The 16,130-nt window shown below is 59.0% G+C and carries 8 protein-coding genes; 7 read left to right on the plus strand and 1 reads right to left on the minus strand.

Features of this window, described 5'->3' with window-relative positions; translation table 11 throughout:
* Positions 1-215: 215 nt before the first annotated feature.
* Positions 216-1,121, minus strand: coding sequence for a tRNA modification radical SAM protein MnmL/YtqA (mnmL, locus tag ACZYUB_RS00630; protein ID WP_463944713.1), 906 nt, complete (start codon positions 1,119-1,121; stop codon positions 216-218).
* A 179-nt stretch (positions 1,122-1,300) separates the two neighbouring features.
* Between mnmL and ACZYUB_RS00635 the strand changes: the two genes are divergently transcribed.
* From ACZYUB_RS00635 to ACZYUB_RS00665, 7 genes are all read left to right on the plus strand, one after another.
* Complete coding sequence (locus tag ACZYUB_RS00635) at positions 1,301-3,337, plus strand: bacteriohemerythrin (RefSeq protein WP_463944715.1); 2,037 nt, start codon at positions 1,301-1,303, stop codon at positions 3,335-3,337.
* A 547-nt stretch (positions 3,338-3,884) separates the two neighbouring features.
* Positions 3,885-8,342: a glutamate synthase large subunit gene (gene gltB / locus ACZYUB_RS00640; RefSeq protein WP_463944716.1), complete on the plus strand. Its 4,458-nt coding sequence runs from the start codon at positions 3,885-3,887 to the stop codon at positions 8,340-8,342.
* 15 nt (positions 8,343-8,357) lie between these two features.
* Positions 8,358-9,776: an FAD-dependent oxidoreductase gene (locus ACZYUB_RS00645; RefSeq protein WP_463944718.1), complete on the plus strand. Its 1,419-nt coding sequence runs from the start codon at positions 8,358-8,360 to the stop codon at positions 9,774-9,776.
* Between the two features lie 118 nt (positions 9,777-9,894).
* Positions 9,895-10,260, plus strand: coding sequence for a YidH family protein (locus ACZYUB_RS00650; RefSeq protein ID WP_463944719.1), 366 nt, complete (start codon positions 9,895-9,897; stop codon positions 10,258-10,260).
* A 244-nt stretch (positions 10,261-10,504) separates the two neighbouring features.
* The gene (locus ACZYUB_RS00655; RefSeq protein ID WP_463944721.1) at positions 10,505-12,670 is read left to right on the plus strand and encodes a transporter substrate-binding domain-containing diguanylate cyclase; all 2,166 of its coding nucleotides are present in this window, start codon (positions 10,505-10,507) and stop codon (positions 12,668-12,670) included.
* A 113-nt stretch (positions 12,671-12,783) separates the two neighbouring features.
* Positions 12,784-13,797 (plus strand): LacI family DNA-binding transcriptional regulator, encoded by a 1,014-nt coding sequence (locus ACZYUB_RS00660; protein WP_463944723.1) that lies wholly within the window; start codon positions 12,784-12,786, stop codon positions 13,795-13,797.
* Positions 13,798-14,113: 316 nt separating this feature from the next.
* On the plus strand, positions 14,114-16,069 hold the full coding sequence (locus ACZYUB_RS00665; protein ID WP_463944724.1) for an alpha-amylase family glycosyl hydrolase: 1,956 nt from the start codon (positions 14,114-14,116) through the stop codon (positions 16,067-16,069).
* Positions 16,070-16,130 lie beyond the last annotated feature (61 nt).

Below are 16,130 nucleotides of genomic sequence, written 5' to 3' on the forward strand. Positions count from 1 at the left end.
AGACAACAGAAACTGTAAGTCAGCTCACGAAAACGCTTTCAGTCCTGATGGCAGTATCACAGAAGTAGAGTTATTGATCAGTATGAGGCGCTTAAATCATCGGCAGTATGCCACCGCAAAAGATAAGAGCTCCATATGAGGTAATGTGGCCACCACAGAATTCCACCACCCGCGCGACGCGGATCCTGATCCTCGGCTACCGCTCTTCATCCTGCTCAGCCCAGAGCCGACCCTTGCCCACCGCTCACCGCTAAGGCTTCGCCGATGGCCACCATGGCGCTCCAGCGATTCTCGCACCACTCGGGCGCCAAGAGTGTCGGTTTGCGCGCCGACGCGGAGACCCGGTGATAGACCACCTCGGTGGGCGTGTGCCGGATCATTGCCACCGCCGCCTCGACATACTCTTCGAGGGTCGGCACCTCGAGGCGCCCCGCGTGCCAGGCTTTGCCCAGAATGCTGCCCTCCACCACATGCAAGGGGTGCAATTTAATGCCTTCCGTACCGGTACGAATCACCTGCTGCAACGTGGTCAGGCTATCCATGGCCACCTCTCCGGGAAGACCGACGATGAGGTGGGTACAGACCTTCAACTGGCGCGCCCGCGCCCGGATCACCGCATTTTCATACGCCCGGTAATCATGACCACGATTGATACGTTTGAGGGTTGCATCATTCGCGCTCTGCAAACCAAGCTCCAGCCAGATCTCGAAGCCCTGTTGCTGATAGCCCGCCAGCAAGTCGAGAACCGCATCCGGCACGCAATCCGGACGGGTGCCCACGCACAGACCGACAATATCCGCCGCTTGCAGCGCCTCCTCATACATCCGGCGCAAATAGCCGACTTCGGCGTAGGTGCTGGTATAGGCCTGAAAATAGGCCAGATAGCGCTTGGCGCGATTAGCCTCGCCGGCTCGAGCCCGCAATTGATCACGGATAGAAAGCACCTGGGCTTGTTCATCGGCAAACGACGCCACATTGCAGAAGGTACAACCACCACGCCCCAGGGTGCCGTCCCGATTCGGGCAGGTAAAGGCACCGTGCAGGGTGAGTTTATGGATCCGCTCACCATAGCGGCTCTTGAGGTCATCCCCCAACATATGAACGTGCTGATTGAGTTGCATACCGGCTCCTGATGGTTGGCTGCGCATTGTAACGACGCAGCGCCAGGACCGAGATGATCCAGCGCAGGCAGTGACCAATACTTCCGCGACAAAAATGTTCATAAAACGTGGCCGGTGCCCCGCTCATGGTCTGCAGTCTGACTATGCTCGACTGAGATTTCCTGCATTGAGGACCTGTAATGTTGAACTGGCTGAATCAAATCTCGATCCGTCGATTTATTCTCTGCGCCTCCGCCATCATCATGGTGACCATAGCCGCCGACAGCATCTGGCGCGCTCGGCTCACCTCCGAGCTGGCCTTGTTACCGCAAGCACTCATCCAGCTCTCCCATACCGCAACCTCCCTGCAGGAGTTGCGCTATCACACTACCCAGATCCAGCAATTCCTGACCGATGCCTCGCTAACGGGCGATGACGCGGCGATCCGCGAAGCTGAGAGCCATGCTCGGGAGGCTAAAGCCTTGTTGCCACAGCTCGGATCTGGGCAACAGGGATTGGCCGCACGTATCGACCAGCAACTCCAGGTCGGTCAAGCCATGGTCACCGCCTATAAGGAGCAAGGCGTTGCCGCTGGCAATCAGCTGATGAAAGAGGAAAACAGCGGCTTTGATGCCCTCTCGGCGCAGATTGCCGGAGAGGTAGCACGTCAGTTGGAACAGCAAGTATCCCGTCTGCAAGAGTTTGAACAACTGACACTGGAGCGTAAGAATGCCCTGCAGCAACAAGACACCCTGATTGCCGTCGGTTATCTGCTCATCGTCATCATCGTGCTCTTACTGCTGCTACGAAAAGTCATGACACCGCTGAGTCATCTGATGACCGAGATGGCGGATCTGGCCCGGGGTAGTCGGAATCTCTCTTTTCGTTTGCCGGAAAAGGGCCGGGATGAGTTCACCACGCTGGCCACCACCTTCAACCATTTCTTAACCGACATCGATCACATCATCGGCACCATACAGGCCGTATCTATCCACTCCCATCACCAGATGGAGGCCATGATGGGGCATACCCAAACCACGCTACAGGGCATGAACAAGGTGCAGAATAATACCGACACCCTGGCGACAGCCATCAACCAGATGGCCAGTACGGTGCAAGATATTGCTCACAATACCGAATTGGCCAAACAAGACACCCAACTAGCACAGCGTCAGGCCGATGAGGGTCAAGCCCAGGTCAGCCAGACCATAGCCCTCATCCAGCAGGTGGCAAGCCAGATCGATGCCTCGGCCGAAACCATCAATCAGCTGGATCACGAAAGCGCCCGGATCGGCGAGATCCTGAACGTCATCCGCACCATCTCCGAACAAACCAACCTCCTGGCGCTCAATGCCGCGATTGAAGCGGCGCGCGCCGGTGAGGCCGGGCGCGGCTTTGCCGTAGTTGCCGATGAAGTGCGCCAACTGGCGACCCGAACCCAGAGTTCAACGCTGGAGATCCAGCAACGGATCGAGACACTCCAACAAAGCACCAGCGATGCGGTCTCGACCATGCGCACCACCAGCCAGCTGAGCGACTCAGCTGTCCAGCAAGCCAGTGAAACCGGCCGGACCCTGCACGCTATCGTCGCGGCGGTAGATCGAATCGCTGATATGAACGCCCAGATCGCCACCGCAACCGAGGAGCAGTCGGTGGTCGCCGAGGAAACCAGCCGCAATGTGGTGACCGTGGCCGATATCGCCAACCAGACTTGTGAACTGGCGCGACAAAGCTCACAACGGGCACGGGAGGTCAACTACGCCAGCCAGGAAATCAGCCTGCTGAGCTGCCAGTTTGAGGTGAGCTACCAGCAAGAAGAGGAAAATGACGATGAGATTGCTCGCTGGAGTGATGCATTCCTGGTCCATATTGATGAAATCGATGCCCAGCATCAGGGCCTCTTCAACGCCATGAACCGGTTTTACAGCACCTGTAAACAGCACCAGAGTCCACAGCTCATCCAGCAACGGCTGGATGAGCTCGTACAATTAGCGAAACAACATCTTCAGGCCGAAGAGCAACTGATGCAGAGGGCACACTACAGCCAATATGGGGAGCACAAGAAGACCCATGCCACTCTGCTGGCAGATTTGGAGCAACTGCTGGTTCGGTTCAAAGCCCGAGAGCCGGAAAGTGACATGGAGCTCATCATGTTTCTGAAAAACTGGCTCATCGACCATATCTTCCGCGTCGACAAACAGTATGTCGCTGAATTGCATCGCGCCGGCATTCGTTGATGCCATAGGGGAGATTACAAACATCCATTTGCATATATATGCAACAAGTGGAAATTAAACTCTGATGGAATAGCGGCAATCGTGGCAGATCACTCGCTGAATAACCGACATTCGGCAGGATAAAATCTCCATAATGCGGAAGAGAATCCTCAGTGCGGCGTGCGGAACAGACGCAGCACCGGAGGGTATCCAACTGAATTTTCCGTGATCGACCACCGATAAGTCACGGTGTGTCGGTGTTCGCCATTAACATGGCAAGCGGATCGATAACAGAAAAACAACAAGTTAGTTTGAGCTCTGTTGCCATCTGTCATTGGCAGCTTCTATCACCCCGGGCTGGCAAGCCAGCGTCTTTCGCTGCCCCATCCAGCAGAGTGCAAAATGAATAGAAAACAAAGGAATATGCAATCAATAATTGACCTGCCCTGCGCTTCATTTTAGCTTGGTAAACCAAGCGCCGCCTTGCCTCGACATGGGCGGGCCGCCACAAGGAAATAACTGTCGATCCACCCGGGGCATCGGCAGCCAGAGGGAATGGAGGAATGCGATGTCGTTATATGATCCCCGCCACGAACGGGATAACTGTGGCTTTGGGTTGATTGCCCATACCGAGGGTGCAGCCAGCCACAAGTTGATTCGTCTGGCTATTTCTGGCCTCGCCCGTATGCAGCACCGGGGAGGTATCGCCGCCGATGGTAAAACCGGTGACGGCTGTGGCTTGCTACTACAAAAGCCTGATAGCTTTTTCCGCGCCGTTGCCGAAGAGAAGGGCTGGAATCTGGGCCGCAAGTACGCGGTCGGCATGCTGTTTCTCAACCCGGACCCGCTATTGGCCGAAGCCAGCCGTCGCATCGTCACCGAAGAGCTGGAAAAAGAGACCCTCACCCTGGTGGGTTGGCGCGATGTGCCAGTCAATACCAAGGTCCTGGGCGAAATCGCCCTGGCCACCCTGCCACGGATCGAGCAGGTGTTCGTCAATGCCCCACCGGGTTGGGTGATGAAGGATCTGGATCGCCGACTGTATATCGCCCGGCGTCGCATCGAAAAACGCATTCAGGACGAACAGTTCTATATTGCCAGCCTCTCCAATCAGGTCATCGTCTACAAGGGGCTCTGTCTGGCCGCCGATCTGCCGCGCCTTTATCTGGATCTGGCGGATATCCGTCTGCAGTCGGCGATCTGTGTCTTCCACCAGCGCTTCTCCACCAACACCCAGCCGCGCTGGCCGCTGGCCCAACCGTTCCGCTTCCTCGCCCACAATGGCGAAATCAACACCATCAACGGCAACCGGCAGTGGGCCCGGGCCCGGGCTTACAAGTTCAGCTCGCCTCTGCTGCCGGATCTGCAATCGGCAGCGCCCTTCGTCAACAACAGCGGCTCCGACTCCTCGAGTCTGGATAATATGCTGGAGCTGTTCCTGGCCGGTGGCCTGGACTTGTTCCGCGCCGTGCGCCTGCTGGTACCGCCCGCCTGGCAGAAGCATCCGGCCATGGATGACGAACTGCGCGCCTTCTATGACTTCAACTCCATGCATATGGAGCCCTGGGATGGTCCGGCAGGTCTGGTGATGTCCGATGGTCGCTTTGCCGCCTGCGCCCTGGATCGCAATGGCCTGCGCCCCGCCCGCTATGTGGTGACCAAGGATAAATTCATCACCCTGGCCTCGGAGGTCGGGATCTGGGATTACACCCCGGATGAAGTGGTAGAAAAAGGGCGCGTCGGCCCTGGCGAGCTATTTGTGGTCGATACCTACACCGCCAAGGTCTGGACCAGTTTCGAGATCGATGACGATCTCAAGCATCGTCACCCCTATCGGCAGTGGATGGAGCAGCATAGACGCCATCTGGTCAGCTTCGAGGCGATCCCGGATGACAAGATCGGTCGCCGCGAGCTGGAAGACGATCTGCTGCACTGCTATCAGAAGCAATTTGGTTACAGCTATGAAGAGCTGGATCAGGTGCTGCGGGTGTTGGGTGAAAATGGTCAGGAAGCGGTGGGCTCCATGGGGGATGACACGCCGATGGCGGTGCTCTCCGGCAAGCCCCGTTCACTCTACGACTACTTCCGCCAGATGTTTGCCCAGGTCACCAATCCGCCTATCGATCCGCTGCGGGAAAATCATGTCATGTCGCTGGCTACCTGTATCGGCCGCGAACAGAACGTGTTCAACGAAACCTATGGTCATGCCCATCGGGTGCAGTTTGCGTCACCCATCCTGCTCTACTCCGACTTTCATCAGTTGCTGGAGCTTGATGATTCCCACTACCGCCACGCCCGTCTAAGCATGAGTTTTACTCCGGGCGAAGGGTTGGAGCAGGCGTTGCTGCGCTTGTGCGAAGAGGCCAAAACCGCCGCCCGAGCCGGGGCCGTGCTGTTGGTGCTCTCCGATCGGCAGATAGCGCCGGATCGCTTGCCAATCCCGGCAGCCATGGCGGTTGGCGCCTTGCAACGCACTCTGGTGGAGGCGGATCTGCGCTGCGACTGCAACCTGATTGTCGAAACCGCCACCGCCCGCGATCCCCACCACTTTGCGGTCCTGCTCGGCTTCGGCGCCACAGCGATCTACCCCTACCTGGCCTATGAATCCCTGGCCAAGATGGTCGATGACGGCACCCTGCCGCTGACCCTGCGTCAGGTGTTGAAGAACTATCGGACCGGTATCGAAAAAGGGCTCTACAAGGTGATGTCCAAGATGGGCATCAGCACCATCGCTAGCTATCGCTGCACCCAACTGTTTGAAGCCATCGGTATCGGCGCGGAGGTGGTGGATCTCTGTTTCCAGGGTGTCGCCAGCCGGATTGGTGGCGCCAACTTTGCCGACTTCCAGCAGGATCTGCAGCTGCTGGCCCATCAGGCCTGGCTCAGGCGCAAGGCCCTGCCCCACGGCGGTCTGCTCAAATATGTGCACGATGGCGAGTATCACTGCTTCAATCCGGATGTGGTGCAGAGTCTGCAAGCCGCGGTGAAGAGTGACGATTACGCCGAGTACCAGCGCTTTGCCCGTCTGGTCAATGAGCGACCGGTCGCCACCCTGCGAGATCTGCTGACCGTGCAAGCCGCTGCGGCTCCCATCCCCTTAAGCGAGGTCGAACCCGAAGCCAACTTTTATCGCCGTTTCGACACTGCCGCCATGTCGATTGGTGCCCTCGGCCCCGAGGCACACGAAGCCCTGGCCGTGGCCATGAACCGCCTCGGTGGCCGCAGCAACTCTGGCGAAGGTGGTGAAGATCCGGCCCGCTATGGCACAGAGCGCAATTCCCGCATCAAGCAGGTCGCCTCCGGACGATTTGGCGTGACGCCCCACTATCTGGTGAATGCCGATGTCATCCAGATCAAGATCGCTCAAGGCGCCAAGCCCGGTGAGGGTGGCCAGTTGCCCGGCGACAAGGTCACGGTGCAGATCGCCAAGCTGCGCTACTCGGTACCCGGCGTGACGCTGATATCTCCGCCGCCCCATCATGACATCTACTCCATCGAAGATCTGGCCCAGCTGATCTTCGATATCAAGCAGGTCAATCCGCACTGCCTGGTGTCGGTGAAGCTGGTCTCCGAGCCCGGGGTCGGCACCATTGCCACCGGGGTGGCCAAGGCCTATGCCGATCTCATCACCATCTCCGGCTATGACGGCGGCACGGGCGCCAGTCCCATCACCTCGGTCAAGTATGCGGGCTCCCCCTGGGAGCTGGGCCTGGCCGAGACCCAGCAAGCGCTGGTCGCCAACGGCCTGCGGCACAAGGTGCGGCTGCAGGTGGATGGTGGTCTGAAAACCGGGCTGGATATCATCAAGGCCGCTATTCTCGGTGCCGAGAGCTTCGGCTTCGGCACCGGCCCCATGGTGGCGCTCGGCTGTAAATATCTGCGCATCTGTCATCTGAACAACTGTGCCACCGGCATTGCCACCCAGGATGAAAAGCTGCGCAAGGATCACTACCGCGGCGACGCCGAGTTGGTGATGAACTACTTCCGTTTCCTGACCCGCGAGACCCGGGAGCTGTTGGCGCAACTCGGCGTCCGCCAGCTGACCGATCTCATCGGCCGTACCGATCTGTTGCAGCAACTGCCCGGTCTGACCGCCCGTCAGGGACGTCTGGATCTGGGCGCTGTGCTGGCCACGCCGCACTCCCCCCAGGGCTTGCCGCTGTTTTGCCAGCAGGAGAACCCCAGTTTCGACAAGGGCGATCTGAACCTGCAGCTGTTGCAGGAGTTGGAGCCGGTACTGCGCGACAAACAGGGTGGCGAGTACCACTACAGCATCCGCAACACCGACCGCTCGGTGGGCGCCCTGCTCTCCGGCACCATAGCCCGCTTGCATGGCAATCAGGGGATGGCGTCAGACCCTCTGACACTGCACTTTGACGGTACTGCGGGACAAAGCTTCGGGGTCTGGAATGCCGGTGGCCTGCAGCTCATCCTGACCGGGGATGCCAATGACTATGTGGGCAAGGGCATGACCGGCGGCAAGCTGGTGATCCGCCCCCATGTCGGCGTCAGTTTCAAATCCCACCATGCCACCATAGTCGGTAATACCTGTCTGTATGGCGCGACCGGTGGCCAGCTCTATGCAGCCGGTCAGGCCGGTGAGCGTTTCGCGGTGCGCAACTCGGGCGCTCATGCCGTGGTCGAAGGGGTCGGTGACAATGGCTGTGAATATATGACTGGCGGCATCGTCACCATACTGGGAGCAACCGGCGTCAACTTTGCGGCCGGTATGACCGGTGGTTTTGCCTACGTACTGGATGAGCAGGGCAACTTTGACAAGAAGACCAACCACGAGTTGGTGGATCTGCTGAATGTGCAGGAGTTTGCCATTCATGCCGAGCATCTGCGCGGCATCATCACCCAACATCTGCAGGAGACCGGCAGCCCCAGGGCCGAAGCCATTCTGGCCGACTTTGGTCACTATTTGCCACGCTTCCGGCTGGTCAAACCCAAGTCCAGCGATGTGAAAGCCCTGCTCGGCCATACCGCCCGCAGCGTGGCAGAGCTGCGCGTGCAGGCGCAATAAGACAAGGATGCCCCCATGAGCCAACAACATGTGTTCCAGTTTATCGACGTTCGGCGAATTGATCCGCCGAAGAAGCCGATCGGCGTCCGTAAACAGGAGTTTATCGAGATCTACGAACCCTTTACCGAAGCGCAGGCCAAGATGCAGGCCGATCGCTGCCTGGAGTGCGGCAACCCCTATTGCGAGTGGAAGTGTCCAGTGCACAACTACATCCCCAACTGGCTGAAACTGGCCCAGGAGGGACGCATTCTCGAAGCCGCCGAGCTGGCCCATCAGACCAATAGTCTGCCGGAGGTGTGCGGCCGGGTCTGTCCGCAGGATCGTCTGTGTGAAGGCTCCTGCACCCTGAATGACGAGTTCGGGGCAGTTACCATCGGCAACGTAGAAAAATACATCACCGATCGCGCCTTCGAGATGGGGTGGCGGCCGGATATGTCCAAAGTGGAGTGGAGCGACAAGCGAGTCGCCATCGTCGGTGCAGGTCCTGCCGGGCTAGCCTGTGCCGATGTGCTGGTACGCAATGGCGTCAAGCCCGTGGTATTTGATCGCCATCCGGAAATCGGCGGCCTGCTCACCTTCGGTATCCCGTCGTTCAAGCTCGACAAACAGGTGATGCAGCGGCGGCGGGATATCTTCGAGGAGATGGGTATCGAGTTTCGTCTCGACACCCAGATCGGCAGCGACGTGGCCTTTGCCGACCTGCTCGCCGACTACGATGCGGTATTTGTCGCCGTCGGCACCTATGGCTTCCTGCGCGGCAATCTGCAGCATGAGGATGCCCCCGGCGTGCACGCCGCCCTGCCCTATCTGATCGCCAATACCAATCGCCTGCTCGGAGTCGAAAAGTCGCCGAGCGAGTACATCGATCTGGCCGGACAGCGGGTGGTGGTACTGGGTGGTGGCGATACAGCCATGGATTGTGTCCGTACAGCCGTCCGTCAGGGGGCCACCGAGGTGTGCTGCGCCTATCGGCGGGATGAAGAGAACATGCCTGGCTCGCGGCGTGAAGTGCAAAATGCCAAAGAGGAAGGCGTACGCTTTTTATGGAACATGCAGCCATTGGGCATGGCTCTGGACGCTCAGGGGCATGTACAGGGAGTGCAGATGGTGAAAACCCGGTTGGGCGAGCCCGATGCTCACGGTCGCCGCGCTCCGGAAGCGATCCCCGGCAGTGAAACCCTGATCCCCGCCGATGCGGTGATCCTGGCGTTCGGTTTTAAACCCAATCCGCCGGAGTGGTTGCAGGAAGCCGGTGTCGCTCTGGACGAGCGCGGCCGGATCCAGGCCAGCGCCCGGCAAAACTACCCCTATCAGACCAGCAATCCACGGGTGTTTGCCGGTGGCGATGCGGTACGAGGCTCGGATCTGGTGGTGACTGCGATTGCCGAAGGGCGTGGCGCCGCATCCGGGATCCTGGATTATCTGCAGGTTTAGGCGCGGGTCCCGAGCCTGCTGGCTCGGGGTCTGCTGGCGGTCAGCCTGACCGCCAGCCCCTTGACTCGCAGCGAGGTTTCCATAACTCTGCCATCACACCTCATCATTGGAATAAGCCATGGGCTACCTGCAAGATCCCCGCGTCCTGTTTGCGGCCGAGCGCACCCTGCTGGCCTGGAATCGAACCAGTCTGGCACTGATGGGATTCGGTTTTGTCATCGAACGCTTCGCCCTCTATGTGCAGATCATGGCACCGGAGCGCATCACACCAGCCGAGTCGCAGTTGTCCCTGATCCTGGGCTTGGCGTTTGTCTTCCTCGGCACCCTCACCGCCTTCTCCTCCAGTTGGCAATATACCAAAGTGCTCAACCACTTGGCCGCCGAAGAGATCCCCGACGGTTACCGCCCGCAATTTAGCAGCAGCCTGAACATTCTGGTCGGCTTACTCGGCCTCTTGCTGTTTGGCTTTTTGCTGCTGAAGTAAGGGTGCCGCGATCCCGATCCGGTGCAGCAAAGAGGATTCAAATGCCATCGAATGATTTTGCAGAAGAAACCGCTTACAAATGAGTCATAGCCCTCACTTTCTGTGACGACTTGTTAATCCCGTGTTCACATTTTTGTGATATGGATCTATCGTGAGTGTTGAAATCGTAACCATCTAGCTCCGAGTGGCGCTTGGGTGAATCGATAACTCACAAGGCGACACGGATTGAGGTTACCACCGCGGGATGACAACACGTTTGCGCTTCCACATACTCCACATCTGCTGGTGGTTTTGCCTGCTGCTCGGCCCATCGGTCATGGCGGCGGACTTGACCGCTCAGGAGCAGCAATGGTTGCGCGCCCACAGCGGCAAGACCCTGACGCTGGGCCTGAGCGAGGTGCCCAGCATCGAACAATTTGATTATGCCGGCAAACCGCGTGGTTATGTTCAGGATCTGGTGACGCTACTGGAACGACAGCTGGGCCTGCGCATCACTGTGGTTCAAGTGCAATCCTGGAGTGATGTTTACAACCGCTTCCTCAGCGGCCAGATCGATATCCTGCTCGGGGCCAATGAAACCCCCCAGCGTAAACAGTTTATGGCCTTCACCCGCCCGATCCAGCGCTACCCCTATGTGGTATTTGCCAACCGCGACAGCCAGATCCGCAACCTGGGCGATCTGCATCAGCGCCAGATCGGCTTTCTCACCGATGATGTGGTGTTTAACCTGTTTCCGGACAATTACCCCCACATCGCCTATCAAAGCCGCACCTTCACCACTCTGGAGGATGCCTTTGCCGCCCTCAGTCAGCACCAGATCGATGGCGTAATCACCAGCAGCGGCAATCAAACCCCGCTGTATCTGCGCCATCATACCAATCTGATTGAGGTGGCTACGCTCAATGGCATCAGCTCCGATATGACGCTGGCCACTCGCCTGGCCGATGAACCACTGGCACGGATCCTGGATAAGGTGATCGCCAGCGAACATCAGGCGCTGACCCGGATGCTGGATAAAAATAACCAGCTCTACAACCAGAAAATTCTGGAATTGACCGCTCGCGAGCAAAGCTGGCTAGAACAAAAGCCTGTGGTGCGCATCGGGGTGGCGACCGATTACCTGCCGTTTGAATATGAGGCAGATGGCCAATATCGCGGCATCACAGGTGCCTTTATCCAGCAGGTTCAGGCCCTGACCGGCTTGCAAGTCCAGCTGGTACAAGGGGACTTCAACAGCCTGTATCAACAGATGCAGCAAGGAAAACTGGATCTGCTCAACATGGCTAAGACGCCGGAGCGGATGAAACAGTTTCTCTTCACCGCCCCCTATTTCAAAGAGCGCGACATTATTCTGGGCCACCGCAATCACCCCTATGTACAGGACGTCTACGGCCTGGAAAACAAGCGCGTCGCGGTGATCGACGGTTTCTGGCACAAGGAGTATCTGCGGCGGAACTTGCGCCACGTCGAGATCGTCACCACCCAGAACCTCAACCAATCCCTGGAGCTGCTGGATAGTGGTGCCGTGGACTACCTGATCGAGAATCCGACGGTGCTGGATTATTACCGCCATGGCCTCGGCTACCAGGAGCTGGAGAAAAAAGGCAGCACAGCCGCCGACTCCTTCTTCTATCTCGGGGTCAACCGTGACTACCCGGAGCTGGTCAGCATCATCAACAAGACGTTGCGCCAGATCGATCCGGAGCAGATGCGGGTTCAGGGCCTCAACAGCGTGCCGGATCTCCAGGCCCAGCGTATTCGCCTGCTGGTGATCCTCTCTTCCATCCTGGCTATCGCCCTGCTGGTCTGTCTGGTGCTGGCATTCCTGCTGACCCGTCGCTACATAGCCCAGCGTGCCGCCAATGCCATGCTCAAGGAGCGACAACTGCTGCTGTATACCGATCCGCTGACCGGCCTCGACAACCGTTTGAGCTACAACCAGAGCGAAAACGAGTTGCGTCATTGCCACGCGCCCCAGGCCTGGATGGTGATTGACCTGAATAACCTCAAGTATATCAACGACCAATATGGTCATCTGGCCGGCGATCAACTGCTGATCCAGTTTTCCAAACTCCTGCGCCAAAGCCTGCCGCCCCAGACCCTGCTGTTCCGGATGGGCGGTGATGAATTCTTGGCTGTGGTGCAGAACGTGGATGAAACCCACGCCCACCAGCTGGAACGGGAGCTGTTGCAGCATCTGAATCAGGAGCTGAGCTCGTACCAGGAGGCGCCCTTGCCACCGGGCCCGCTGGCGGCGATTGGTCTGGCCTGGCGCCCCGATGCCACTCATCCACTGGCTGATACCTTCATGCTCGCCGACCACCGCATGTACGAACACAAACGCACCAGCAAGATCAGCCCGCATCTGGCGAGTCACCTGGCCCAGGGTTCACTCTGTATCGCCGATTAATATCCCGGCCTCGCGGCGAGGCTGGCAGAGCATAGCCAGATTCTGATAGCCTTAGCCTCCCATGGCACCGTCAGCTCGCTGCCATTCACTCACGTTCAGGAACTCCAACCCGCATGGCCGCCACCATCCACGACGTCGCCCGTCTCGCCCAGGTTGCTATCTCCACCGTCTCCAAAGTGATGAGTGATAGCCCGCGGATCTCGGCGGAAACCAAGTTGCGGGTGCGAAATGCCATGCAGACCCTGGATTATCATCCCAGCCGCAACGCCCGGGGGCTGGCCAAGAACACCACCGAAACCTTGGGCATACTCATGCCGCTGGAGCGCGACTGCGCCTTTCGCAACCCCTATGTGTTCGAGATCCTCTGCGGTATCGAGAGCCTCTGCTCCCAGCACAGCTACTCGGTGACCCTGCTCAATGCCCTGCAACTGGCCAACAACCGCAGCGCCATCAAACGGCTGATTGCCGAGCGTCAGGTCGATGGTTTTATTCTGCACGCCACTCAGGATGCGCCGCTGCTCATCAAGCTGCTCAGTGAACAACAGCTGCCCTTTGTGGTGATTGGCCAGCTCACCCCGCACGACAAACACAGCTGGGTGGATATGGATAACCGCCACGCCGGTCACGCCGCGACCCGTCACCTGCTGGAGCAGGGCTATCGCCAGTTGCAGTTTGTCGGCACCCAGCCCCAGGACACCATCACCCGCAAGCGGGCCCAGGGCTTTGCCCAGGCCTTGAGCGAGCAGGGTCTGAGCCCCATCGCCAGTGATCTCTATGCCGGTGACAACAGCAGTGCCAATGGTCAGGCCATCTGGCAGCAGATCGCCCGTCAACCCCAGCGTCCGGACGGGATCGTGGTCGCCACCAGCCAGCTGGCGGCGGGTCTGATGGCCGGGGCCCAGGCCAGCGGCCTGCGGATTGGTCCTGAGCTCGGCGTGATCAGCTTTGATAACTACCCGCTGGCCGAGCACACCACACCGGCGCTGTCGGTTGTCGATCTGGACCTGTTCGAGCTGGGTGCCCAGGCCAGCCGCGCCCTGTTCGAGCAACTGGAGAACCCCCAGCACCGCGTTCAATCCCAACTGCTGAATCTGCTGCTACGCCCCCGAGCCTCCAGCCAGCGCTAGGCCGCGCCCTACTCCCTACGCTCGATTTCCTGCTGTCTGCTCCCTGTTCGCTGCACCCTGCTCTCTACGCCCGAATCCCTACCCCCAATACCCAACGGCGGAATGCGTTCGCTTATCTCGGGATGAGATCCGGATCCCGATCCCCGGATCTTTTAGGATTGCCGATTGACTCGGCTTTGCCTCCGGATCGAAAATAACTGGGAAAGCGCTTTCCCTGTTTGCTCGTTATTTGTATGGCGTGATTTTTATAATGTTGTTTTATATGACATTAAATTTCACAAATCAGGAAATCAGTTTCTCATTATAAGGATTCACTATGTTAAACCTCGACCATCACGGGTCTATGGGCTGGCTATCCGGCCCCCTGCTGGCCAGCCTGTTGCTGGCTACCGGCTGTAACAACGACACCACCTCGACCCCGGCTCCCGTCGCCAAGGCTGACTGGCACCAGAGCGTGGCGTACGAGATTTTCGTGCGCAGCTTCTATGACAGCGATGGCGATGGCACCGGGGATCTGGCTGGCGTCACCGCCAAGCTCGACTATCTGGGCGGCCTGGGGGTCGATGCCCTGTGGCTGATGCCCATCCAGCCGAGTCCGACCTACCACGGTTATGCGGTGAGTGATTACACCAGCATCAATCCGGACTATGGCACCCTGGACGACTTCAAGACCCTGATCGCCGAGGCCCACAAGCGCCACATCAAGGTGATCCCGGATCTGGTGGTCAACCATACGTCCGAGCAGCACCCCTGGTTCCAGGGCATGCTGGCCGGTGACGCCGCCTACCAGAACTTCTACCGCTGCGGCGATACCGCCATCGACGGCAACTGGGGCGAAGTGGCGCCCGGCAAATACTGCTACTACTCCTTCGGCCCGCAGAGCGGCTTGCCCGATCTCAACTATCAGGAGCCAGCAGTGCGCAACGAGGTGCTGAAGATCGCCGACTTCTGGCTGGCCGCCGGGGTGGATGGCTTCCGCCTGGATGTGGCGCAGGATATTGGCGACGGTGATGATGCCTACTCCGTCGCCTGGTGGCAGGAGTTTGATACCCACGTCAAATTGATGAAGGCCGATGCCTTTGTGGTCGGCGAAGTGAACTACGACAGTCTGGATGGCAACACCAAGATTGCCCCCTTCCTGGCGGGCATGACCTCGGCCTTTAACTTCCCGCTGTATAACGAGCTGGTCACCGCCGCCGCCGGTCTGCCCAAGGATCTGCTGGCGCTGGTCAATCCGACCCGCGAACGCTACGCCGCCGTGAACCCGGATTATGTGGATGCGACCGTCATCGGCAACCACGACCGCAATCGCATCGCCTCGGAGCTGAACTTTATCGACAGCAAGATCCGTCGCGCCGTCATGCTGCAGATGACCCTGCCCGGCACGCCGTTTATCTATTACGGTGACGAAATTGGCATGCGTGGTGGCCACGATCTGCAGGCCGATCCACACAAGCGCGAACCCTTCGACTGGTACGCCGCCGGCGATGGCATCGGCATGACCCGGATGACCCGGGCCGTGTATGGCGCCGAGGCCAAGAACCTGCTGCCCAACGACGGCATCTCGCTGGAGGAGCAGCAAGGACAACCCGGCTCCCTGTATGAGCTCTACAAGCAGCTGATCCAGATCCGCAAGAGCAACAGTATCCTGTTCACCGGCCAGTACCAGCGGGTCGGCACCCCGGCCGGCAGCTATGGCTACCAGATCACCGCCGCCGATGCTGACTACAACCTGCTGGTGGTGCATAACCGGTTGGCGGATCAGGAGCTGGCGCTGCATATCACAGGCGCTACCACCGAGTTGCTCGGCAACATGGCGTATCAGGATGGCGATACCTTGACCATTCCCGCCTATGGCAGCGTGATCCTGAAAACCAAGGGCCAGGCGGCGGCCGTCGAGCTGGGTAGCATTCCGGACGATGCGATGGATACCAGCGACGTGACGCTGGATATCCAGGTGCATGTGCCGGAGAACACCCCGAGCGATGCCAAGCTCTATATGCCCAACTCCGATGACGGCTGGGACCCGGCCACCATCACAGTCGATGCCGACACCACGCTGGAGCGGGTGGATGCCAACACCTTCCATATCCGTGTCACTCGCCCCCGTGGCACCCGTCTGGAGTACAAGTTCTTCCGTGGCGGTTGGGACAGCAGCGAGACCGATGCCGATGGTAACTGGACCGGCAATCGCATCTTCCTGTTTGTCGATGACAGCAGCCAGGTGGACGTCAATATCCAGGGCTGGCGTGATACCAACTTTAAGGGCTGAGCCTCCCCCCTGTTCCGCAAATAACAAAACGGGCCGCATCGGCCCGTTTTTTATGGCTCTG

The sequence above is a fragment of the Pseudaeromonas sp. HNCC25DJ182 genome (assembly GCF_055413365.1).